This window comes from Oceanobacillus neutriphilus, from assembly GCF_014645515.1.
GTDB classification, from domain to species: domain Bacteria; phylum Bacillota; class Bacilli; order Bacillales; family Amphibacillaceae; genus Oceanobacillus; species Oceanobacillus neutriphilus.
The window spans coordinates 1-24209 of record NZ_BMLW01000004.1; the positions used below are offsets into that span (position 1 = coordinate 1).

General features: G+C 38.4%; 20 protein-coding genes and 1 riboswitch. Of the genes, 10 read left to right on the forward strand and 10 right to left on the reverse strand.

Features of this window, described 5'->3' with window-relative positions:
* Window positions 1–423: 423 nt before the first annotated feature.
* Both IEX29_RS07370 and IEX29_RS07375 read left to right on the forward strand, forming a co-directional pair.
* Window positions 424–906, forward strand: a complete 483-nt coding sequence (locus IEX29_RS07370; RefSeq protein ID WP_188733828.1) for a PH domain-containing protein — start codon at window positions 424–426, stop codon at window positions 904–906.
* A complete protein-coding gene (locus IEX29_RS07375) occupies window positions 896–2362 on the forward strand; it encodes a PH domain-containing protein (RefSeq protein WP_188733829.1) in 1467 nt (488 codons plus the stop codon). The genes IEX29_RS07370 and IEX29_RS07375 overlap by 11 nt, the downstream gene beginning before the upstream one ends.
* Window positions 2363–2418: 56 nt before the next feature.
* On the opposite strand, the gene IEX29_RS07380 is transcribed toward IEX29_RS07375, so the two are convergent.
* The 3 genes from IEX29_RS07380 to megL all read right to left on the reverse strand — a co-directional run bounded on the left by IEX29_RS07380 (window position 2419) and on the right by megL (window position 5954).
* Window positions 2419–2934, reverse strand: coding sequence for an acyl-CoA thioesterase (locus IEX29_RS07380; protein WP_188733830.1), 516 nt, complete (start codon window positions 2932–2934; stop codon window positions 2419–2421).
* A 68-nt stretch (window positions 2935–3002) separates the two neighbouring features.
* Window positions 3003–4442 (reverse strand): cardiolipin synthase, encoded by a 1440-nt coding sequence (gene cls / locus IEX29_RS07385; RefSeq protein WP_188733831.1) that lies wholly within the window; start codon window positions 4440–4442, stop codon window positions 3003–3005.
* A gap of 330 nt (window positions 4443–4772) precedes the next feature.
* Window positions 4773–5954 carry a methionine gamma-lyase gene (gene megL / locus IEX29_RS07390; protein ID WP_188733832.1) on the reverse strand — a complete coding sequence of 394 codons (1182 nt, stop codon included), beginning with the start codon at window positions 5952–5954 and terminating at the stop codon, window positions 4773–4775.
* 238 nt (window positions 5955–6192) lie between these two features.
* Here megL and rarD point away from each other — a divergent pair, with 238 nt between their 5' ends.
* From rarD to IEX29_RS07425, 7 genes are all read left to right on the forward strand, one after another.
* On the forward strand, window positions 6193–7110 hold the full coding sequence (gene rarD / locus IEX29_RS07395; protein ID WP_188733833.1) for an EamA family transporter RarD: 918 nt from the start codon (window positions 6193–6195) through the stop codon (window positions 7108–7110).
* Window positions 7111–7400: 290 nt separating this feature from the next.
* Entirely contained in the window at window positions 7401–8240 is an 840-nt protein-coding gene (locus IEX29_RS07400; RefSeq protein WP_188733834.1) for a PRD domain-containing protein, read from the forward strand.
* A gap of 2 nt (window positions 8241–8242) precedes the next feature.
* Window positions 8243–10165, forward strand: a complete 1923-nt coding sequence (locus IEX29_RS07405; RefSeq protein ID WP_188733835.1) for a beta-glucoside-specific PTS transporter subunit IIABC — start codon at window positions 8243–8245, stop codon at window positions 10163–10165.
* A gap of 13 nt (window positions 10166–10178) precedes the next feature.
* On the forward strand, window positions 10179–11582 hold the full coding sequence (locus tag IEX29_RS07410) for a glycoside hydrolase family 1 protein (RefSeq protein ID WP_188733836.1): 1404 nt from the start codon (window positions 10179–10181) through the stop codon (window positions 11580–11582).
* A 275-nt stretch (window positions 11583–11857) separates the two neighbouring features.
* A riboswitch (SAM riboswitch) is annotated at window positions 11858–11955 on the forward strand.
* 90 nt (window positions 11956–12045) lie between these two features.
* A complete protein-coding gene (locus tag IEX29_RS07415) occupies window positions 12046–13707 on the forward strand; it encodes an O-acetylhomoserine aminocarboxypropyltransferase/cysteine synthase family protein (protein ID WP_188733837.1) in 1662 nt (553 codons plus the stop codon).
* Window positions 13708–13984: 277 nt separating this feature from the next.
* Complete coding sequence (locus IEX29_RS07420) at window positions 13985–14887, forward strand: SGNH/GDSL hydrolase family protein (RefSeq protein WP_229720129.1); 903 nt, start codon at window positions 13985–13987, stop codon at window positions 14885–14887.
* Between the two features lie 17 nt (window positions 14888–14904).
* A complete protein-coding gene (locus IEX29_RS07425) occupies window positions 14905–15567 on the forward strand; it encodes a YpmS family protein (RefSeq protein ID WP_188733839.1) in 663 nt (220 codons plus the stop codon).
* Window positions 15568–15701: 134 nt separating this feature from the next.
* Here IEX29_RS07425 and IEX29_RS07430 read toward each other — a convergent pair whose 3' ends face one another.
* Both IEX29_RS07430 and IEX29_RS07435 read right to left on the reverse strand, forming a co-directional pair.
* Window positions 15702–16280 carry a hypothetical protein gene (locus IEX29_RS07430; protein WP_188733840.1) on the reverse strand — a complete coding sequence of 193 codons (579 nt, stop codon included), beginning with the start codon at window positions 16278–16280 and terminating at the stop codon, window positions 15702–15704.
* Between the two features lie 197 nt (window positions 16281–16477).
* Window positions 16478–16960, reverse strand: coding sequence for a hypothetical protein (locus IEX29_RS07435; RefSeq protein WP_188733841.1), 483 nt, complete (start codon window positions 16958–16960; stop codon window positions 16478–16480).
* A 275-nt stretch (window positions 16961–17235) separates the two neighbouring features.
* Between IEX29_RS07435 and IEX29_RS07440 the strand changes: the two genes are divergently transcribed.
* On the forward strand, window positions 17236–18861 hold the full coding sequence (locus IEX29_RS07440) for an ABC-F family ATP-binding cassette domain-containing protein (RefSeq protein ID WP_188733842.1): 1626 nt from the start codon (window positions 17236–17238) through the stop codon (window positions 18859–18861).
* 112 nt (window positions 18862–18973) lie between these two features.
* Here IEX29_RS07440 and IEX29_RS07445 read toward each other — a convergent pair whose 3' ends face one another.
* From IEX29_RS07445 to IEX29_RS07465, 5 genes are all read right to left on the reverse strand, one after another.
* Window positions 18974–19459, reverse strand: a complete 486-nt coding sequence (locus IEX29_RS07445) for a hypothetical protein (protein ID WP_188733843.1) — start codon at window positions 19457–19459, stop codon at window positions 18974–18976.
* A gap of 184 nt (window positions 19460–19643) precedes the next feature.
* On the reverse strand, window positions 19644–21188 hold the full coding sequence (locus IEX29_RS07450) for a hydantoinase/oxoprolinase family protein (RefSeq protein ID WP_188733844.1): 1545 nt from the start codon (window positions 21186–21188) through the stop codon (window positions 19644–19646).
* Window positions 21185–22276, reverse strand: a complete 1092-nt coding sequence (locus IEX29_RS07455; protein WP_188733845.1) for an S-methyl thiohydantoin desulfurase family protein — start codon at window positions 22274–22276, stop codon at window positions 21185–21187. Before IEX29_RS07455 ends, IEX29_RS07450 begins: the two co-directional genes overlap by 4 nt.
* Window positions 22277–22281: 5 nt before the next feature.
* On the reverse strand, window positions 22282–23562 hold the full coding sequence (locus IEX29_RS07460; RefSeq protein ID WP_188733846.1) for a cytosine permease: 1281 nt from the start codon (window positions 23560–23562) through the stop codon (window positions 22282–22284).
* The gene (locus tag IEX29_RS07465) at window positions 23563–24144 is read right to left on the reverse strand and encodes a TetR/AcrR family transcriptional regulator (protein ID WP_188733847.1); all 582 of its coding nucleotides are present in this window, start codon (window positions 24142–24144) and stop codon (window positions 23563–23565) included.
* Between the last annotated feature and the right edge of the window lie 65 nt (window positions 24145–24209).

A 24209-nucleotide genomic window follows, 5' to 3' on the forward strand; every position in this document is an offset into this window, starting at 1 on the left:
TTACCAGGAGAACTTAAATAGCCTGACACCGTTAGAATACCGGTATCAGACTGTTGCATAGATTTTTGTTTTTTTACTGTCTACTTGACAGGGTGCAGTTCACCGATGCGGCGGACCGTTTTGCTTTCCTAGGGGCATGCTCTTCAGCTAACTTGAAAAGCGGTTTTCTTTTCAAGTTAGCTGAAGCCGTCCCCATGGAAAGCGTAGTGGTTGGTTGAAGGCACTATACACAATCTCCAATCTATTAGCAGGATGATTTAACAACATACAAGCAGGATAATATAGACCATGTCCATTCTGGAATAGTAAGGTATAGATGCTTATTCTCAAGTGTTAAAGTTGAGTTATATTTCTTAAATCTTTTCGAAATTTCCTCCATTTGTAGTATGATGGAAGCAGTCTGATAACAAGGAGTGCAAATGCATGCGGGAACAGCCTAATATAAAAATTGCCACAGATGCTATCAAAGCATGGCAGCTTACAGCACACATATATGCTCTTATCTTCTTATTAATCACAATTGGAGCCATCGCCGTTTATATTATTTTCGATTTTCTGCCAATCTGGATTATTTTCATCATTGCTGGCCTTACTATTGTGGAATGGATCATTACAGCATTGATTATTCCTAAGCTGAGATGGCGCAGATGGCGTTATCAGGTTTATGATCAGGAAGTATATATACAGCATGGGGTACTTATTGTAACGCGGACGATTGTACCTATGATTCGTGTTCAGCATGTTGATACACAGCAGGGCCCTATTCTGAAGAAATATAAATTGGCAACTTTGGAAATATCCACTGCAGCAACTACCCATCAGATACCTGCTCTATCAGAAGAGGAAGCATCCGATTTACGTGATCAAATCTCTGAATTAGCAAGGGTGGAACAAGATGATGTCTAATCCGAAACGACTGCATCCTGCTGCAATCCTATTTGATATTATCCAGGCCTTGAAACAATCGATTCTTGGTATTTTGCCAATTGCTATTGTTGCCATCAGCAACGGCGCTTTATTTTACCTGATAATTGGTGCAGCGGTTATTATTGTATTAATTATTTTATCCAGTGTCTTATCATGGTTTCGTTTCACCTATCAATTAGAGGAAGACCAATTACGTATCGAGCGGGGTATTATCGTCCGTAAAAAGCGGACTATATCCAAGCACCGTATTCAGTCTATCGATTTATCACAGAATGTTATTCATCGAATCTTTGGTCTGACAAAGGTTGCTATTGAAACAGCAGGGAATGATTCTTCTACGGATGCCGCATTATCCGCTGTCAGTATGGAAGACGGACGCATGCTTCATGATGAGTTAAAATATAAAAAAAGTGTTTCAGACTCAGAATCTCCAGAAGCATCAGAAGAGGCTGATATAGACCAGACAGAACCGGATGAATCCGGTCTTCCTAAAAGAACCATTACGCTTAAAGCACTTATTATTACCGGTTCCACTTCAGCAAGCTTTGGGGTTTTAATCGGTCTATTCGCTGCCGCCTTCTCTCAGGTGGAAGCATTAATCCCTGATCAGTTTTATGATGATGCCGCGCGCCTGGCTCTGTCACTCGGTATGCAAATTATGATTATTTTTGCAATCCTCGTTATTTTATTTTTATGGATATTGAGCATTCTTTATACGGTGATTAAAGATTGGAAATTTACCATTACACGTTATGAAAAAGAATTGTTTATTACACGGGGCTTATTAGAAAAGAAACAAACAACGATTCCGCTAAAACGAATACAAGCTGTCGGAATAAAAGAATCCCCTATTCATCAATTATTAGGTTTTGCAAGAATTTATGTTGAGATTGCCAGCGCGAATACGGATAACAGCCAGGAAGTGAATACGGTTATTTTTCCGTTACTGCGTAAAAAAGAATTTGCATCTTTTTTATCTGAATTTTTGCCGGAGTATAATTACAGTACGGATAATTTGATTCATCCGCCGAAAAAAGCATTGCCTTATTATTTGTGGCGATCTATCAATATTCCATTACTGGCTGTTATTATCGTGGGAATCTTATTTTCATCCTATATTTGGATACCTGTTATTATCATGCTGGTCTTTGGGGTTATGGGCTTTGCCGTGTTCCGTTCGATCGGTTATGCTATTGATGAACAACAGATAACCGTTCAGACACGCTTAGTCAGCAAGGATACTGCTATTATTCCCCATCGCAGAATACAAGCTTTACAGCAGAAGCAGCATCTGCTTCACCGAAAGCAGGCCCTGGCTACACTTGATATGGCTATTTTAAATAAAGGTTCCGGAAGGCATTTTGTGATTAAGGAGCTGCGTACAACTGACAGCTACCTCATTGCCGATTGGTATTCATATCGGGATATAGAATAAGAAAAACCGGTTAAAATCAAACAGTAGATTTTAACCGGTTTTTTTCATTATAATTCTCATTTTTCTGTCCGATAGACTGTTCCAAACGTTTCTGCCAGCTGCTTAGACTGCTTTCTTCGCTCTGCACGGCGATTGGCCCGAAGCGGGGCACTTTCATGAAGCATTTTTTCATCTTCTGTTTCTGGATAAACAGAAGGTACTTCTATTGGTTTCCCATTTTCATCAATGGCAACAAACGTCATAAAAGCTGTTGTACAAACCGTTCTCTCCCCTGTCCGGATATCTTCTGTAATTGCCCGTATAAATACCTCCATGGACGTATGATGTGACCAGGTTACAAAAGCTTCAATCGAAATATATTGTCCAACTCTTACAGGTGCTAAAAAATCCACAGAATCCGTAGATGCTGTTACAACGGGATTATTTGCATGCTTTACTGCTGCAATTGCAGCAATGTCATCAAGATGCGCCATTAATTTTCCGCCAAATAAGGTTCCATATTGATTTGTATCCGGCGGAAGTACGTGTGTTGTTTTTAAAGCCAATGATGCGGAACAAGGTTTTGCATTCATCTTTTATTTCCTCCTGCTATGTTTATGTTTACTTACTAGTGTTTTTATTATACTTTCAAAAATTCCTTTTATAAAACTGGTGAAATTAAACGTGAGACGGATTCCTTAAAACGGATTCCAATAGAACGTTTATCATATAACTTTTTCGTCATCTGTGTAGAATGCCTTAAATCTTTATCGAACTCGACAATCAACCGTTTGACAACTTCAATATCGTATAAGAAGGCATTGACTTCAAAGTTGAGACGGAAGCTTCTCACATCAATATTTGCCGTACCGACAGTAGCTATTTTCCCGTCGACAATCACTGTTTTCGAATGTAAAAAACCATTCTGATAAATAAAAATCTCTGCGCCGGCACCAAGCAAATCTCCACAATAGTACATGGTCGCCCAGTAGACAAAGGGATGATCGGGCTTATTCGGAATCATAATCTTCACATCCACTCCAGACAGCACAGCAATACGAATAGCATCACGCAGGCTTTCATCCGGGATAAAATACGGCGTCTGGATATAGATATATTCTTCTGCTTCCATAATCATTTTAATATATCCATTTTTAATTTGCTCATACTCCGAATCCGGGCCGCTTGAAACAATCTGCATGCCTGTATTGCCTCCAGAAATGGTTTGAAAATGTTCTTCTTCATAGGAAATCCTTTGCTTGGAGGCCTGGTTCCAGTCTAATACAAAACGGGTCTGCATGCTTTGAACAGCATCTCCAATAACCCGCAGATGCGTATCACGCCAATATCCAAATTTCTTTTTCAAGCCTAAATATTCATCCCCGACATTAAAGCCGCCAATATATCCGATCTCCCCATCAATAATAGTTAATTTTCGGTGATTCCGATAATTAATTTTAAAATTAATTATAAATTTGGATGGGAAGAATGCTTCAACAAGAACGCCCGCTTCCTTCAATTTCTTTATGTAGCTTTTCCTGAGTGATCTGGAGCCCATATCGTCATATAAGAGTCTGACACATACGCCTTCTTTTGCTTTTCTAATCAAGGCATTAGCAAGTCTGTTTCCAAGCCCGTCACTCCGCATAATATAATATTGCACATGAACATGGTGCTCAGCCCGGCTGATATCTTCTAAGAGGGCCTCAAATTTTTCATGGCCGTCTGTAAATATATCTACTCCATTGTTTTCTGTATAAACAGCGTTAGCATTACGAAGATGAAGATAGACTAGATCCTGATGATTTTTTAAGTCCGCATGATTTAATTGGAAAGTGTCATCCTCAATGGCATTAATTTGTTTCTGTACAGCCTTCTTCACATCCATCCGGCTCCGCTGATCCCATTTGAATATACGGCGATTGCTGATAGGCCGTCCGAAAATTAAATAAAGAATAAACCCTAAAACAGGAATAAACAATAGCACCATTACCCATGCCCAGGAAGAGGTCGGATCTTTTCGCTCCAAAAAAATAATGGAAATAGCTAATGCAATATTTATAATAAAAATTAATCCAATAACTATTGAGTAAACGCCCATATATCCTGCTCCTATCACTTCTTCTCCAACAAAAAGGGAGTTCTGTTTTTATAATAGCACAAAATGGAACTTCCTTCAGTGAAAGTCCCTGCATTTCTTACGCTTCCCTGGACTGGGATTACTCGTTTCATCGTAAACATTTGCGGTTACCCGCTCCGTCAAAAAGCATTGCTATTCCACTTCCCGTCCAAAATACTGACAGCCCGAGATTGGGATATCATCGTCCGTGGTCTCCCGCCTGAATAGAATCATTTTCTTCTTTATTCTGAGACGGGAGAGCTTCGGGCAATTCCTCTATTTTTCACTATTCCCCAAAACAAATAAATTATTTTAGCAATTCAAAGCCTGTTCCAGATCCTCCCAAATATCCTGCCAGGCTTCTATTCCAACAGATAATCGTATCAAAGCGTCTGTGATTCCCATTTCCTGGCGGCGCTCCTCTGGAATTACTGCATGTGTCATGGTGGCTGGATGCTGAATCAATGTTTCTGTATCACCGAGACTTACTGCAATGCTGATAAATTGCAGATTATTAAGAAAGCCCTGCGCTTCTTCCTTTCCTCCATCTATCTCAAAAGAAAGTGTCCCTCCGCCGGATTTCATTTGTTTCTTCATAACAGAATATCCTGCAGCATCCGGATCCCCCGGATAAAAAACCCGCTTCACCTTTGGGTGCTGTTTCAGCTTTTCTGCAATTTGTAAGGCATTATCAGAATGCCTATCCATTCGAAGCGGTAATGTCTTTAACCCGCGGATAACCAGCCAGGCATCGAATGGTGACAGGACACCGCCAATATCCTTCTGTGTGGTTGCTGCGATTTGCTCCATTAATTCTTTTTTCCCAGCTGCTAATCCTGCAATGACATCACCATGTCCGCCTAAATATTTCGTCGCACTATGCACAACAACATCTGCCCCCAGCTCTATCGGACGCTGTAAATACGGTGTGGAGAATGTATTATCCACCACGACGAGAACATTATGTTTCCTGGCAATATGAATGACCAGCTCCAGATCAATCACTTCCATTGTCGGATTAATCGGTGTTTCAATATAGAAAACCTTTGTTTCCGGCCTTATTTTAGCTTCTATATTTTTCACATCGGACATATCTACATAATCTGTCTGGATATTATACTTTTCATCCATCATAGATAATAACCCAAAGGTACAGCCATATAAACCGGAAGAGCAGATTATATGATCATTTGCTTTGGTAAGAGCAATTAAAACTGCCGAAATCGCGGCCATCCCTGAAGCGAATGCCAGACCTTTCTCTGCCTTTTCAAGTGCTGCCAGCTTTTGTTCCAGCACCTGCACAGTCGGATTACTAATCCGGGAATAGACATGTCCCTCTTCTTCTCCAGCAAACCGTGCTGCTCCCTGTTCAGCAGTATCAAAAGTAAATGTAGAGGTTTGAAAAATTGGCGGTGTTAAGCTGCCGAGCATTTCTTTTGAATCATACCCCTCATGAATCATTTCTGTTTCCATATGTTTAAATTTTTTACTCATTTGTTTTCTCTCCCATCCTTTATTGATGATAAATTCTGATGAGTCTATATATTTATAATAAAGTATTCCTATGCTGTTGGAAATGTTTCCGGTTCAGAAATTTACCCCACTTTATGAAACAGAAGTCTTCTTGTTATGAAAATAAGTAATAATTTAATTTTAAAAAGCCATTGATTCCTCCCCAATAAAGTTTTACTATTAGATTTAGTTTGATTTTTTCAGAAGGTAGGAATAAAAAATGGAAAATAAACCTTTACAACAAGGGGCGATTATTACCTTTGTTGCTTATTTATTATGGGGGATATTCCCAATATATTGGAAGTTTCTCGATAATGTCCCTGCTGGTGAGGTACTTGCTCACCGGATCGTGTGGAGCCTGGTCTTTATGATTTTCTTAGTACTTGTTACAGGCAACTGGCGGCATTTCTTAGAAACGGTACAGATGTTGAAAAAGGACAGAAAGAAAACACTTGCTATTATTACAGCTTCTATTGTTATATCTATTAACTGGTTTCTGTTTATTTTTTCTGTACAGCATGGCCATGTACTGCAGGCCAGTTTAGGGTATTATATCAATCCTTTGATCAGTATTTTATTGGCGGTCTTTGTATTGAAGGAAAAGACAACCAAAGGACAGGTTTTGTCCTTTATTCTCGCCGGTATTGGTGTACTCTATTTAACTTTGAGCTATGGTGTGTTTCCCTGGATTTCTCTGTTATTAGCAATGACTTTTGGTTTTTACGGACTCATAAAAAAAACAATAAACCTCCATGCTATGTATGGACTTACGATTGAAACGCTCGTGGTCGCTCCGATTGCCCTGTTATATTTAATATTTATTCCATCGGAAGGATCATTTACTTTTTCTCCTTTATTTGCATCGGATAACCTGTTATTAGTTGGCGGCGGTATTATTACGGCAGTTCCTTTACTGCTATTTGCGGCGGGAGCCAAACGGATTCCATTAGCAATGGTCGGATTTTTACAATATGTTGCACCGACGATTATGTTCTTCCTGGGTGTCTTCTTATACAACGAGACATTTACTGTGCATCATATGATTACGTTTGCGCTTATATGGATAGCTCTTATTATCTATATGGCAAGTATTTACCGGGATGCGCCACGGGCAAGAAAAAAAGCAGAAAATGAATAAGCTTCATGAAGCAGCAGGAGTTTGAAGTGAGGCAAATTACACTGCGGTAAATGCGAATATTATGTGTCTGCTCCCTCTTAAAAAGAAATACTGCAGGCAGCATTTACTTGTTGACTTCCTCAAATATTAATGGTTTAATGTACCTATTCGAGAAAATATATCTTTTGTGAAATATAATCGGGATTTGTTACTTTAAGTAGGCATTACCCATGTAAAAACGAGGCCGCGTCGGCTGTCATTTTTGCATGGGTTTTTTTGTGTATACATACAGGAGGTGAATAATTATTACTATGAAATTCTTAAAGGCTTTCAACAATAATGTCGTGTTGGTGAAGGACAGTTCTCAGATCGAATGGATAGTAATTGGAAATGGGATAGGGTTTCAAAAGCATTATGGTGACATCGTTAAAGAAGACCATATCCGCAAGAAATTTGTCTCAACAGAAATAGATAATCAGATATCTCTCGAAGAAATTTTGCACAGCATTACCTTTGAAGAACACCAAATGACGATGGATATTGCCCAATTAGCCAAGAAAGAGCTGGATATTAATTTTTCTTCTATCAACTATCTTACACTGGCAGATCACTTACATCATGCCATGCTAAGAGCAAAAGAAGAAAATACTCTCTCTACGGATCAATGGGAAGTCAGCAAGCTTTTCCCTAAGGAATATCTATTTTCAAAAAAAGTCATTGAATTTCTTAAATGTAACTATGACTTTCATTTACCGGACTCAGAAACTTCTTTTTTAACATTCCATTTTATTACTGTGAGAAACAATTGGGAAGTTGTTTCACAAACAATGGAGATGACAAAACTGATGAGCCGGATTGTGGAAATTATTCAATATGATTTTCATGAAAAAATGGATAACACCAGTTCAACCTATAGTCGTTTTATCACGCATCTTCGTTATTTCTTTTTGCGTTACAGTACAGAAGAAAGAACGGAATACCCATTAAACAAGGATATTATCAAGCTTGTTTCTGAAAAGTATCCACGGGCATTTAATACCTGTAAAAAGATTGCCAACTACCTGTATGAAGAAATGGAATGGACCTTAACCGATGATGAATTGGTTTATCTTACATTCCATATCATTCGACTCATGGATAAAGGAGATTAATAATGGAAAAAGATATAGCAAATCAGATTATTGATTTGGTTGGAGGAAAGGACAACATTACAGATGTCTGGCATTGTGCCACCAGGCTTAGAATGTTCGTTCATAAAAAGGACCAGGTCAACGTTGAAAAAATCAGTAACATTAAGGGCGTTGTAACAGCGCAATTCTCAGGGGAACAATTACAAATCATTATTGGTAATAAAGTAGCTAAAGTTTATGCTGAAGTTACAGAAATTACAGGACCACTCGGAAATAATAACGGCCAATCAGACCGAGCCAATAAATCAGGCTCAGGTGTTATATCAACAATAATGGAAACCATTTCAGGAATCTTTACGCCTATCCTGCCAGTTATCGCTGGAGCAGGTCTATTGAAAGGTTTGCTTACTTTATGTACAGGGTTAGGCTGGCTGGCTGAAGAAGCAGATATTTATAAGGTTCTGTTTATTGTCGCTGACTGTGCGTTTTACTTTTTACCTTTCTTGCTGGCCTCTTCAGCTGCCAAGATATTTAAAACAAATAACTTCTTAGCGATCACCGTAGCCGGTTCGATGCTTTACCCAACCATTTTGGGCTCTTATAATGCAATATCAGCCGGACAAGAAGTAGATCCTATTACGTTATTTGGATTCGTCAATGTACCATTCTTAAATTACAGTTCGTCAGTAATACCGATTATATTAGGTGTTTGGTTATTAAGTTATGTAGAGCCTGCGATCAAGAAAATAGTACCAAGATCGCTTAGTATCATGTTTACACCTATGTTCACTCTTATTATTGTTATCGTTGCCACTTTAGTTGTATTAGGGCCGCTCGGTAACTATATTGGTGAAGTATTAGCGATTGCCATCAGCTGGCTGTTTAATCATGCAGGAATTATTGCCGGGCTTTTACTTGGGGCTACGATGCCATTAATTATTATGACCGGTATGCATTATGCGTTATTCCCGCTGGTATTCAATAACTTTGCTTTACTCGGCCATGATAAAATGTTAAATCCTGTAGCATTAGTTACTAATGTTGCTCAAAGTGGAGCAGCTTTCGCCGTTGCCTTCCGATCAAAAAACAAAGAAATGAAAGAATTGGCTACTTCATCCGGTGTGTCTGCCTTATTAGGTATCACCGAGCCAGCTATGTATGGGATCAATATTAAACTGAAACGTCCTTTCTATGCCTGTCTAATTGCCGGAGGAATCAGTGGAGCAATCGTTGTAGGATTTGGCTTGAAGAGTTTCGCCTTCTTAACAGGTATTATCTCTTTGACCGCCTATGTAGAACCAGGAAATATCTGGAACGTGGTTATTGCGATTAGTGGTTTTGCATTAAGTTTTGTGCTAGCCTTTATTCTTACACTTATTTTAGGGTTCGAGGATATTCCTGAAGAAAAATTGGAAGAGGAAATGGGAACAGCTGACAAACAGAAATCTTCAAAGTCTGATGAGAACATTGATAATGCTCCTGTAAAACTGACAGAGAAAAAGGAAATTGCCTCCCCTGCTACCGGGAAAGCTATTCCAATTGAAGAGATCAATGATAAAGTATTCTCCAAGGAAATTATGGGAACTTCTTATGCAGTAACGCCGACTGCGGGAGAGGTTGTTGCCCCTGTTGATGCAGAAGTCATGTATGTGGCAGACAGCAAGCATGCAATTGGATTGAGAACAAAAGAAGGTATTGAATTATTGATCCACATGGGAATAGATACAGTAGAGCTGAAAGGAAAATACTTTGAAACTGCTGTAAAAGCAACAGAACAAGTAAGCAAAGGAACAGTGCTGGCAACGATGGAAGTGAAGAAAATTGCCGAGCTTTATGATCCGACGATTATTACGATTATTACAAACACACAAGACTTCCAAAACATCAAGAAACAGTATATCAATCAAGAGGTCACACCAGCTAATACTATTTTTGAAATTGAGTAAGGAGAGATAAATCATGTCTAAAACAAATATGCCTGAAGGATTTTTATGGGGCGGTGCTACTGCCGCGAATCAAGTTGAAGGTGCTTGGAATGAAGATGGAAAAGGACCTTCTTATGTAGACGGACTGATTGCATCAAGAGATATCAAAAAAAGATATGCTAAGAATGCCCCGGAGGATTCCTATTTTCCGTCTCATCAAGCAATCGATTTCTACCATAGATACAAAGAGGATATTGCTTTGTTTGCAGAGGCCGGCTTTAAAACGTATCGTATGTCGATTGCTTGGACAAGAATTTTTCCGAACGGAGATGAAACACAGCCAAATGAAAAAGGGCTGGCATTTTACGACAACGTCATTGACGAATTGATTAAGCATCAAATTGAACCGATTCTTACTATTTCTCATTTTGAAATGCCTCAATACCTCATTGATGAATATGGTGGTTGGGCAAATCGTAAGCTCATTGATTTCTACGCTAATTATGCAAAAGTTTTGTTTGAGCGTTATAAAGGCAAAGTGAAATATTGGCTGACCTTTAATGAAATCAATATGGCGATGTTTCTGCCGCAGATGGCGCTCGGTATTCGTATCGATGCCACAGATGAAGAAAAATATCAGGCGATCCATCATCAGTTTATAGCCAGTGCCCTGGCTGTGAAGCATGGACATGAAGTGGACCCTGACAATCAAATTGGTGCTATGCTTGGTTATGCTCCTATCTATCCGTTGACTGCTAAGCCGGCAGACGTTTTTGTGGCAAAACAAAAGGAGCTTCAAAAGCTTTTCTTTGCAGATGTACAACTAAAAGGTTATTACCCGGAAAGAATGCTTGCCTATTTTGCTTCCCAGGCTATTGATGTGCATTTTGCTGAGGGAGATTTAGAGCTGCTTGCTGATTATCCTTGTGATTATTTAGGGTTTAGTTACTATACATCTACAACTATGAGTAATAACAAAGAAAAAGATCTAAGTGAAGGAAATGGTATTCTTGGAGAACGAAATCCTTATTTGGAGGAATCTGAATGGGGCTGGCAGATTGATGCTTTAGGTTTAAGATTTGGCCTGAATGTTCTTTACGACCGCTATGAAAAACCTTTAATTATTGTCGAGAATGGACTTGGTGCTGTTGATGAGATAGAAGATAGCGGTGAAATCATAGACGATTATCGAATCAGTTATTTGGGAGCTCATATAAAAGCGATGCAGGACGCCATTACAATAGACGGCGTAAACTGCTTTGGCTATACTGCCTGGGGATGTATTGATCTTGTAAGCGCCGGTACAGGACAGATGTCCAAAAGATACGGTCTTATTCATGTTGATAGAGATAATGAAGGAAAAGGTACTTTAAACCGGACGAAGAAAAAATCCTTTTATTGGTATAAAGATTTAATTGAGCAAAATGGGCTTAACTAACCCGCGTATTTTAATTTCTATTAAGATCATTGGGAGATAAAAAGGTCCTTATTGTTTGTATATCAGCTATATAGAGCTGCCCCATGTGTTTATATTGGGGCAGCTTTATTATTTTTGTTCTTGATATTTATAGAACATATTCCTTATTTTCTTTTCATTTAATCAATGGGAAAATCCCTTTTTTAAACGAAACGTTATTAATCCACAGTAAACCACTTGACATTTAATCTCTATAATTATATACTCTCTAGTAATTTCTAAATATTTAGCATAATCTCTTATCAAGAGCGGCGGAGGGAATAGGCCCTGTGAAGCCCGGCAACCTGAATAAAAACTGGTGCCAAATCCTACAGATTAATCTGAAAGATAAGAGAGGGTTCCAAGTCGACGACAAGAGCTCTCTTCTTTTAAGAAGAGGGTTCTTTTTACTAACAGAAGGTATCTAAAAAAGGGAGGAAATAAAATGTCAAATCATCCAGTCCAGCAAGATGAAACAATTTTATTACACGGAGGCCAGGTTCCTGATCCAACAACTGGCTCTCGGGCAGTGCCTATCTATCAAACTACTTCTTACGTATTCCGGGACACAGAGCATGCGCAAAATTTATTTGGGCTGACAGAGCCGGGAAATATTTATACACGAATTATGAATCCGACTGTAGATACGTTTGAACAGCGGATTGCTCAATTAGAAGATGGGGTCGGAGCCTTAGGTGTAGCATCAGGAATGGCAGCTATTACCATGGCCATCCTCAATATTACACGCGCCGGTGATGAAATTATTGCAGACAGCAATCTGTACGGCGGGACGTATAATTTATTTGCCAACACACTCCCCCGCTATGGAATTGATGTAAAATTTGTAGACGGAACAGATCCAGAAGCGATTGAAGCTGCGATTACAGATAAGACAAAAGCGATCTTTGGTGAAATCATTACAAATCCGAGCCTGTATGTTTTTGATATAGAAACCGTTGCTGATATTGCTCATAACCATGGCATCCCTTTAATTATTGATAATACTTTTGCTACACCATATGTTGCCAAGCCATTAACATGGGGTGCAGATATTGTTGTGCATTCTGCTACGAAATGGATTGGCGGACACGGTACAACTATTGGCGGTGTTGTGGTTGACAGCGGCAGATTTGACTGGAACAACGAGAAATTCCCAGATTTTATCGAGCCGGATGCAAGCTATAACGGCTTAAAATATGCTGACTTAGGACCAGCTGCCTTTATCACAAAGCTGCGTGTCCAATTATTACGTGACATCGGACCTGCTCTAAGCCCGCAAAATGCCTTTTTATTAATTCAAGGATTGGAAACCTTACATTTACGGATCAAAAGACATAGTGAAAATGCAGAAAAACTGGCAGCTTATCTGGAAAAACATCCTGCTGTAGAATGGGTCAACTATCCAGGGCTGGCATCACATCCATCTCATCAGCTTGCCCAAAAGTATTTAAAAGGCGGTTTTGGTTCCGTTATTACGTTTGGTATTGAAGGAGGCCGTGATGCTGGCCGTACCTTAATTGATAATGTAGAACTCTGGTCTCATGTAGCCAACGTCGGTGATGCAAAATCACTTATTATCCATCCTGCTTCTACGACCCATCAGCAATTAACGGATGAGGACCTGGCAAAAAGCGGCACTACCGAAGAATTAATTCGTCTATCCGTTGGTTTAGAAGCATTCGATGACATTGTAGCTGATCTGGAACAGGCAATTGATAAAGCAACCGGAAAATCACAGGGCAACCAGAAATCTGCAGAAGAAATAGCAGTAAAGAACTTGCTCCAATCTCCATTTGACCGCAGTGAAGGTGTCCGTAAAAAACGAATTATAGCTGTTGGTATTTCGGATGATGATATTGCTCCTCTTCACAAATTAGGTTATGAGGTTATTTCTGCGGCAGATATAGATGAGGTTACCACAGATATATTAACCGGAGCAGATGCGATTTGGCTACAGGAAGGGGCATCTGCCCCTGAAGAAAATGCAGCTTATCAGGGGATTATTTTATTCACAGACTCAAGCTCTGAAGTAACATCTGAAGTATTTATCCTTTCAAATATTCAGCCGGCACAGTTTGCTCTGGAATTACGCAGTTTTGGAAATTAATTTTAAAAAATAATACCGTATCCGTCTTTCTTCCATAGAGCATTTGATGTTTTATCGTTAAGAAAGACGGGTATTTTTATGTTATAATAATATTTAATCCCGTCTTCTACATAAAATTAGAAGGCGTTTTTCATTTAAACCTGTTTATTATTTATGATCCTTGATTAAAATAGGAATATAAATAAAAACATCTACTCTATCAAATTATTTTATTTAAGTAATTTTATTTGTTTCAACATAAACTAGAAGAAAAGAACACGTAGGTGTGATTATGAAGATGACAAAAAAAAGATGGCTTATTCTTATCAGTTCCATTCTTATTATCATTATAGCTGTTTTTTCGATTCTACAGCTTCCATATTTTCAATTAAGCTCTGAACAACGGGAAAGAGAAGAAGCGCTGAGAGAACAAATTACGCCTGAATCAACAGAAAATGAAGAAGACACAGAAGACGGCAGTGAGGAAGTTATGGGAGATGTGGATGAACAAGAAAATGAGGAATTAGCTGTAGATGAATCCTTTGAAAATACATTTGAATTTGCTTCTGAGGAAGATGTAGATATCGTCGCACTCGGCGATTCACTGACCCAGGGTGTGGGAGATGACACAAACCAGGGAGGCTATGTCGGAATATTAGACAGAACACTTCAGGCTCTTGATACAAATGTCCATTTTGATAATTTTGGAAAACGCGGAAATCGCTCTGATCAGCTGTTGACCCGTCTGGAAGAAGAGCCCGAACTGACGAACGCTTTAGAAGAAGCGGATATTATTATCATTACCATTGGTGCAAATGATATTATGCAGGTATTAAAGGAAAATATTATGGACTTGGAAATCAGCTATTTTAATGACGAACAGTCTTTCTACGAAGAACGGCTCAGCGGGATATTTGATAAACTTCGTTCCATTAATGCTGATGCTTCTATTTATCTACTAGGCATCTTTAATCCTTTTAAAAATTATTTCGAGGACATACCAGAATTGGACCAGATTGTCGCTGATTGGAATACAATAGGAAGAGAGATGGTCAACCAATACGAAGGCAGCACCTTTGTACCAATTGATGATTTATTTGATGAAGACGACAGTGCAAATTTATTCTCAGATGATAACTTCCATCCTAATTATGATGGATATTATTTAATGGCTGAACGTATTCTGGAATATTTTAATTAGGTTAGGATGGAAACACAATGAGAGTAAAGAATAAACAAATAAAAATAAATAATAAATGGAAAGCCGGTTTTCTCGCTCTTCTTATTATTAATGCAGCTATCTTACTTCTTCTGCTGGCACTTATTTTTTGGCCGGTTTCCAAAAATGAGTTTCCGCAGAACGCTGCGATAGACGATCAGGAAAGCTCTGAGTTTTATATTCAGACGACCAAGCAAAACTTAAATAATTTGATCAATGCTTACATTGAGAAATTACTTGAGGGAACTGATCACCATTACCGTATTTTTCTTGAGGATGATGTGCATCTGATGGGCGAATTGCCTGTCTTCTCCGCTACAGTTCCTCTCTCAGTCCGTTTTGAACCGATTGAACAGGCTAACGGAGACCTTGTTTTACAGTTGAAGTCTATCTCTGTTGGACTTTTAGAGCTTCCAAACAAAAAAATCATGGAATATATGGATAAGTTTTTACCGACACCTGAATGGGTAACGATAGATCCGGACAGCCAGGAGATTTATGTAGCTGTAACAGATATGAATTTGCAGGGAAATTTCGATGTAGCTGTACAGCATATGGATTTAGAAGCAAATAATATTACCATGAAGCTGGTCGTTCCTTATGAGACACTCGGCATCCAGGATTTTTCAAGAGAAGCAATGCAGAGCCTGTTTGAAAGATAGAGTATAACAAAGCACGGAGCCTCCATTTAGGAAGCTCCGTGTTTTTGCAATAATATTTTAGCAGAGTCCGCACTTCCTTATTCTGGTAAGGGAAGTACTAATGCCCGGGTTTTTAAGATTTTTTATCTCAACACCTATAGATTAGAAATATAAGATAATGATGGCTGCTCTGTTGACGATAAAGAATCCTTATCTTGATAATGTAACAATATCCCTTCATAAACAAGCTTCAGGTCTGGAGCAGTACGAATATCCTCCGGTGTTGTAAAGTAAGGGTCTTTTGTTAAAGAAAGGCTTGTTACATCCTGAAAAATGGTTGCTACAAACTGTGAACAGAAAAAGGCTGTCTGACGTGTAATTTTTATTTTCATCATGACTCCAAATAACCCAATAAAATTATAACGATATTTATCTTTGTCAATCTCTATATTTTGAATAAAGGATTTAATATATTCATATTCTTTTTCGGTCACTTTAAGCTCATAAATTTCACAAATAGAGCGATTTAAGTATGGTGAAAAAATATCCTCTTTCACAAAGCCACCGATAAATGGATTATCAGGCTGTTTTCTTCCAAAGCTATAAACTTCTGTTAATTCTCTATCTAAAGCAATAGAAACATGGTTTAAAGGCTCCTGGGTATACAGATGAATCAATCGTGATAGATAGCTTCCTGTATCGGTAAACAGCAAATAAACCGTCTTGCTTTTCATCTACTTGTTCCCCCTCTTCGGACATACCCCTTTTTATTAATATATACAAAAGTATTTTAATATACAATAGCTGGTGCAAAAATATATAAGTGTATTCCTTATATGGTGCATATTTCCTCTTAATAGATTTATTTCTATTAAGAAAAGGATATGAATAATGGTGATTCATCTAATTCTGTTATACATTTATTTACGTATTAAATGACAAAAAGTTTCAATGGATTATCTAATATGTCAATATTTTCATGATTCATCTGTTTCATCAGATTTCTTTTCATTATTTTGAGCTGGCTGTCCATTTCATGATATATCTTTTTCAATGATTTCAGCTGATTGGATGCTTCTTCTGATGAAAATTGCATTTTCTGCACGCGCTTTTTATATGTCTTGTACGCTCTTTGTGCAAAATCATATACCTCTTTTTCTGAATCCTGTTCAGCTATCTTCATTTGCGCTAATTGAATCTCTGCACTCTCCTGTGCATTTATATACTCTTGCTGGTATGCTTTCTCCAGCTTACATTGCATATCCATTAACTTTCTTATTCCTTCTTTTTCCTGTTCGCTTTTTCTGACGTAATAAACTGCCGAAGCATAACGCTTCTTTAGCTCGTTCTTATTTATCATTATATGAAAATTATCTGAAATAGCACCAGTGTGCTGCAAATTTTTTGCACCCATTTGTACTCCTCCTCTTCTCCACTATGATGAAGAATATAAATAAAATAATAAGGACTGGTTTTCTTCCACTTTATTTTTAAGTTGTCTTTATTTTACCGGTTATCTTATCCATCCGTAATAACCCAGCGTCATATTTTCAACTAAGCCTTCAGGTCTATATTTTTATACAGCTGGAAAGTAAGATACTTTCATAGATATAGCGGTCTTATCTTGCATTGTTTCCGCAAATAACGTAAGCTTATTTTGATAATGATTTAATGGAGGCAATTAATAAAATGTTAACAGTAACTAATGTTAGTTTACGATATGGTGACAAGAAGCTTTTTGAAGACGTAAATTTAAAGTTTACGCCAGGAAATTGCTACGGCGTTATTGGAGCAAATGGAGCAGGGAAATCTACTTTCCTGAAAATTCTTTCTGGGGAAATTGAGCCGCAATCCGGTAATGTGTCTCTGACCCCAGGACAGCGCCTGACTGTTTTAAAACAGGATCACTATGCTTTTGAAGAGCATCCTGTACTGGAAACGGTATTAATGGGCCATGAGCGTTTATACAAAGTTAAACAGGAAAAAGATGCTATTTATATGAAAGCAGACTTCGGCGAAGAAGACGGTATCCGTGCTGCTGAACTGGAAGGTGAATTTGCAGAAATGAACGGATGGGAAGCAGAATCTGACGCTGCCGTGCTTCTTAAAGGTCTTGGTGTAGAAGAATCTGTTCATGATTTAAAAATGTCTGAAATTCCTGAGGAACAAAAGGTAAAAGTACTACTTGCGCAAGCCTTATTCGGTAATCCGGATATTCTTCTTCTTGATGAGCCGACAAACGGATTGGATATTCAGGCAATCCAATGGCTGGAAGAATTTCTTATTCAATTTGAAAATACGGTTATCGTTGTATCCCACGACCGTCACTTTTTAAATAAAGTGTGTACACAAATTGCGGATGTCGATTTCGGAAAAATTCAGCTCTATGTCGGGAACTATGATTTCTGGTATGAATCAAGCCAGCTTGCTTCCCGTATGGCACAAGAGTCTAATAAGAAAAAAGAAGAAAAAATCAACGAGCTGAAAGAATTTATCGCACGTTTCAGCGCGAATGCTTCGAAGTCCAAGCAGGCGACTTCCCGTAAAAAAATGCTGGATAATATTACATTGGACGATATTAAACCATCCTCCAGAAAATATCCATACATTGCCTTTACACCAGAGCGGGAAATTGGAAATGATTTATTACAGGTGAAGGACCTGTCTAAAACAATTAACGGGGTAAAAGTATTAGATAAAGTGAATTTTATTTTAAATCCGAACGATAAAGTGGCATTGGTCGGAAGAGATGACATCGCCAACACAACCTTGCTGCAAATTATTTCTGGTGAATTGGAGCCGGATGAAGGTTCCTATAAATGGGGTATTACAACATCCCAATCCTATTTCCCAAAAGATAATTCTGAGTTCTTTGATGGATCTGATTTAACGCTGGTAGATTGGCTCCGCCAGTATTCTCCTGAGGATGAAACAGAAACATTTCTGCGCGGTTTCTTAGGAAGAATGCTATTTTCCGGAGAAGAGGCGAAGAAAAAAGCAAATGTACTGTCCGGTGGAGAAAAGGTCCGCTGTATGCTGTCTAAAATGATGCTTTCCAAATCAAATGTGCTTATTTTAGATGAGCCTACGAACCACCTTGACCTTGAATCTATTCAAGCCTTAAATAATGGTCTTGTTAAATTCAAAGGATCCATTTTCTTTACATCACATGACCATGAATTTATCAACAGTATCGCTAACCGTATTATGGAAATTACTCCGAATGGTATTATCGATAAGGAAATGTCTTATGATGAATACGTTCAGGATAAAAAGCTGCAAAAGCAAGTGAAGGAAATGTATGTAACAGCATAAATATAAGCTTTTTATAGAAAGCATAAAGACTCCGGTTAATGAATTTACCGGAGTCTTTTTTTAGAAGAAAAAAGTTTATACTATTCTGCATTATTCTAAAGACTCAGCAATATTAATCAATGATTCTTTGTCGTATTAAATATAATATATATTCTAATTCCTCCTGCCTGTAAACAAGTTCAATTACAGGAGAAGTAACACCTGATTTTATTATTTCTACATAAACTTCCTTGCCATCTTTTAATTTATAGTTATTTTTTATATCCCCCGGCACTTCCGGATTAACTCTAAATTGGAAATTATCTTTTGTATCTTTTCCTTTATAACGTATATCCAAATTATTTTGCTCGTCAATTTTAGCAAATTTATTTTTTACTTCAAAAGGTATTTCATTAGGCAGCATGATTGTTGTTTCAAATTTTTCTTCAAATTTGTTTATAATTTTACTTATATCCTTTGAATATCCCATTGCCTTATAAAGTTCTTCTTCACTCATTGGTTTTTTAGATGTAAAATCATCTTCTTCAGCCAAAGTATTAGTCGCAAAACAACTGAAAGAAATAATTGAAACGGCAACGATTAATAATATCTTTTTCAACCGCGCACCTCCTTTTTTCTATGTTGGACTAAATATCTTATTCTATACAGGACTGGTAAAGGTTTATATTGACATCCTTTATCAAAATTACTGTAAAAAAACCATAAGAAACCCATCCGGTAAGATGAATTTCTTATGGTTATACATTTTTAACTGATTGTTCTATTGTGTTTATAAAGCTTCCTTACATTTTAAGCGGTCCAGCTACCTTTACTTTAACAAGCAATGCTTGCCCCGGTAAATAAGCCAACGGGAAGTCCTCCAATTGAATAATTTGAATCTGATCCGGGTCTGCACCTGCTGCAACAGCATTTTTCACTGCTTCCGCTTTAGCATTCTCCATAATAGCTTCATAGCTCTCATTCTCCAGTAAATAAATCCGTTCCACTGTACCGCTGATATCACCAAGAGCTGCTCCAATTGCGTTCGCTACGCCGGCATGAGCCGGCCGGATTACTTTACTTGCTCCTTTGAGGGTTTCCGGAATAAGTGCTGCTCCTCCGCCGACTAATACCACAGTTGCGTCTTCACTATTGGTTTTCATACGGTCAATTGCTTCTTCTACAACATGTGTCATCGATTCATAAATATCATCTATGGGCAGGTCTTTGAAGGAGGCAATATCTGGGTGGCCAAAATAGACCTGGCCCTTGGCAATTGCAATATCGGTTGCGGTCAGTATCTCTCCTCCAAATGATTTGGCCTCTTCCATTAAACGATAGCCTACGCTATCCGGACCAACTTTCCAGCCATTATCTTTGCGGTGAATCTTCGTTCCTCCGCCAAATCCAACCGAATAAATATCCGGCATCCGGTAATTGGTGCGCACTCCTCCTACTTCAACTGCTAAAGAGGTTTGCCGTGGAAAACTGTTAGCCAAAACACCAATATCTGTTGTTGTTCCGCCAATATCAACAACAATGGCATCAGGCTCATTGGTTAAATGTGCTGCGCCCCGAATAGAATTTGTAGGACCGCAGGCAATTGTATAAATCGGATATCTCTGTGCATATTCATTCGTCATCAATGTACCGTCATTTTGCCCGAGAAATATTTTTGCCTGAATACCTTCCTGTTCCAGAGCTTGCTGGAAGCCCTCTGATACACGGCGAATGGTACTCATTAACGCTGCGTTTAAAATCGTTGCATTTTCCCGTTCAATTAAACCGACAGAGCCAATTTCACTTGAAATTGAAATTGGAATTTCAGGCATTGCCTTGTTTATATAATCCGCTACATATTTTTCTTGTTCATCCTGAACTGGTGAGAAGACACTTGTAATGGCAATGGAATCTACTTCTCCTTTAAATGCCTCCACCACATCCTGCAGCTCACTTTCTTCTAATGCAGCAATTGGTTCCCCATTATATTCATAGCCGCCATGAATTAAAAGCACCCTGGGGTCCAGTTGATCGACTAAATCCTGCGGCCAGTCCAACAAGGGGGTAACTGCTGATCCCGACGGCAGGCAAATCCGTATTATACCGACACGATTTAATCCTTTTCTTTCCACAATAGCATTGGTACAGTGGGTTGTCCCAAGCGTCGCTATATCTATTTTTTCCGCATTTAATTTCGACTCTTCCATCAGTTTATTTAACGTTTGTTTAATACCAGAAAATATATCTTTTGTAGTAGTCGATTTAGTACTTGCTAAGATTTCATTATCTGCACTAAGAATTACACCGTCTGTATTTGTTCCGCCAACATCAATTCCTAATCTAATCATTGGTTAACCTCCTTTACCAACGTTTCAAGCGGGATATAATCACATTCATACTTGAAATATTTAGGCCCTGCTGTTTCAATACCAATATCTGTTCGCCATTTTTCATGGGCTGGGAAAGCAACGATAACAGCACGGGCACCGTATTTTAAACCCTCTGTGGTAATTGGCATTCCTGTCTCTTCATCCAGAACTGCAATTAAATCCGGTGTAATGGCAACAGGTTGTCCGTTCACTTCTGCCAGCAAATGCTCGTTTTGAAAAAATAACTGACAGGTGCTTTCCTTATCCTCATCTGAACCTTCAAATATTGCTTTTCCACGTGTAAATCCACCGTGAATCTTGCGCTCAATTTGAATTGCTTTTCCTGTAAATAATTTATATCCATTCAGTTTTTCCAGCATCTGTACAATCGGGTGGATTTTTGCTGTCCGTTCATTCGTCAGTAATGCGCCAATCTGCTGTGCCAGGGTCAATGTATCCGGGATAACACTTTCTTTAGCCTGTTTGCCGTTGATCCCATAATCACAAACAATCGAAGAGCCTCCCATTACAATGGTAATTTGTCTGGATATTTTTTCACTCCAAATACCGTCTGCCGGGTTGATGGACACGACATTTGATTTTTCATCACCTAATGTTACCAGCTCCGGCTTTAGGCCATCTAAATGAAAGGTTACCATCTGTGCTTCCGGGAAGGCTCTTCCCATTGCGTCTCCGTCTAGAATAGGAATACCTTTCATCGCTGCAACAGCAACTGGAATCAACGAGTTAACTCCTCCAATTTCGATTGGCATCACAACATCAACTTTCTTTCCAACTGCTTCTTCATACGCTTCTAATGGTGCTTTCAACTGATCGAAGGAAGGAATTTTTTCAACCAGCACACTTGGTGAACCCATCCCGGAAACAGGAAGAACAAAATGATCTTCCTCCAATTCTTCTACCGTTACCATTTTTACCGGTCCATATTTTTTGATAGCTGATAAAGCCAGCATTTTTCCGATATAGGGATCTCCACCGCCGCCTGTTCCTAACACAGCAGCCCCTATTGAAATATGCTGAATATCTTCCTCATTTAACCATTTCATGCAATTTATCTTCCTTTCTGTTCGTTAGCTTTCATAATTACAATAAATATAAGTTGTGCAATAAAGGCCACAATAAAGCTGTCCAATGCCGGTATTGTTGTAAAATTGAACAGTTCCAGTCCTGATGGCCCAGGAGAAGTCATCCAGTTCACAACTGCTCCCAAAAACCAGGCAAGCAATGGCAGCAGCTTGAAATTTCTATCCTGTCCTACTGCTACTGTAAAATATTTCTGCTTTCCAAAATAATAGGATGCTGTGTAAACACCGGCAATTGGCGTGATAAACATCGACATAATCGTTAAGAAGTTAATAAAATTATCATAAATGCCAAGTACAGCTAATAATGTTCCTAAAATTCCTGCGATTAAGGTTAATAACCCTTTATTTACCTTAGTGAAAATAACAGCAAAGCTTAAACCTGATGAATAAGCATTGCTCGTATTGGTTGTCCATTGCGCTAAAATTAATACAAGAATTCCCGGAGCCCCTAACCCCACCATTATCATAATCGTTGTTAAACTGCCTTCATTCATAATTCGTGAAAGGACCATCGCAACAATAATCATAAAACTGTTTCCAACAAAGAAACCGATAAAAGAAGCTAAGACAGCGTCCTTCTTCGTCTTTGCCCATCGTGAGATATCAGGAGAAATAACCGCTCCGGTAATAAATACACTAATTGCTAAGGAAATCGCCATACCCATTGTAAAAACATTATCAACCGGTGCACTTAATGCCTCCGTGCCATATTGGTTAATTGCTAATCCAATCGTTAAGAAAATAAGAATTAACAATAATGGTACGGCCCATGCACTTAGCTTTTCAATTGCTTTATATCCATAAATAGCAGTTGAGGTCATTAAGATACCTCCAAGTGCAGCTAATAACGGTAATGGCACATTTATATGAAATGAATGTTGAAATATCGCTGAGGCATTCTCAGCGAAAAATCCTGTCTGTACACCAAACCAGCCTAACAATGCAACTGCCATAAAAAAGGATACAAACTTAGCTCCGGATACTCCAAAGGTAAACCTTGAAATCATGGAGGTAGAAAATCCGGTTGCTGTCCCTACATAAGCACAAAATGCCGCCAGAACTCCAAGTATCCCGGAGCCGATTAAAACTGAAATCAGTGCATCCCCAAATGCCATGCCGCTTCCTAATTCAACACCGAAAATAACGGCTGATAAATCAATCCCTACCGCGATCCACACTAACGAAATCGTAAACCAATGTTTTCTCTCTTCTTGTGGTACAGGCTCTCTCGCGAAATCGTTGTTCATTTATTTAACTTCCTCTCTCAATAAACATTCGATGATATTTATTGCATATTCAATTTGTCTTTCCAGTTCTTCTTTTTCATAAAGATTTATCTCCCAGAATATCCCGTCCATTATAATGAGAAATTGTTTGGTTATCTTTATTATTTTTTCCTCAGATATGTCCGGATATTTTTTTTGCATTTGTTCTGTCAATGTCTGCTCCATCCAGCTGTCAAAATGCTGCATATGATGATGCAGGAATGGCTTAATTTCTGCAGGCGGTGAGTTAACTAATGAAATATAAGCATTTGTCTCATTCTGTCTCTCACTATGATATGCGACCGTTTTTCGAATAATTGTTTGATAAATCTTCAGAATCGGCTGTTCTATAACCTCTCCCATAATATTCTGAATATAGGTGAAATGAGATTCCAGTATCCATTTAAATGCAGCTAAGAAAAGCTCTTCTTTATTCTTATAAAAAAAATAAATAGAAGCCGGTTTGATATTTACTTCATCTGCAATCTTCTTCATGGTCGCACCATGATAATTGTGGAGCGAATATTGATTGATAGCAGCTTTTAAAATCTTTTCTTTAGTCAAAAAATTCACCACCTAATGATTGTTAGGTTAGATTATAAATGATTAAATATACATTTTCAAGTATA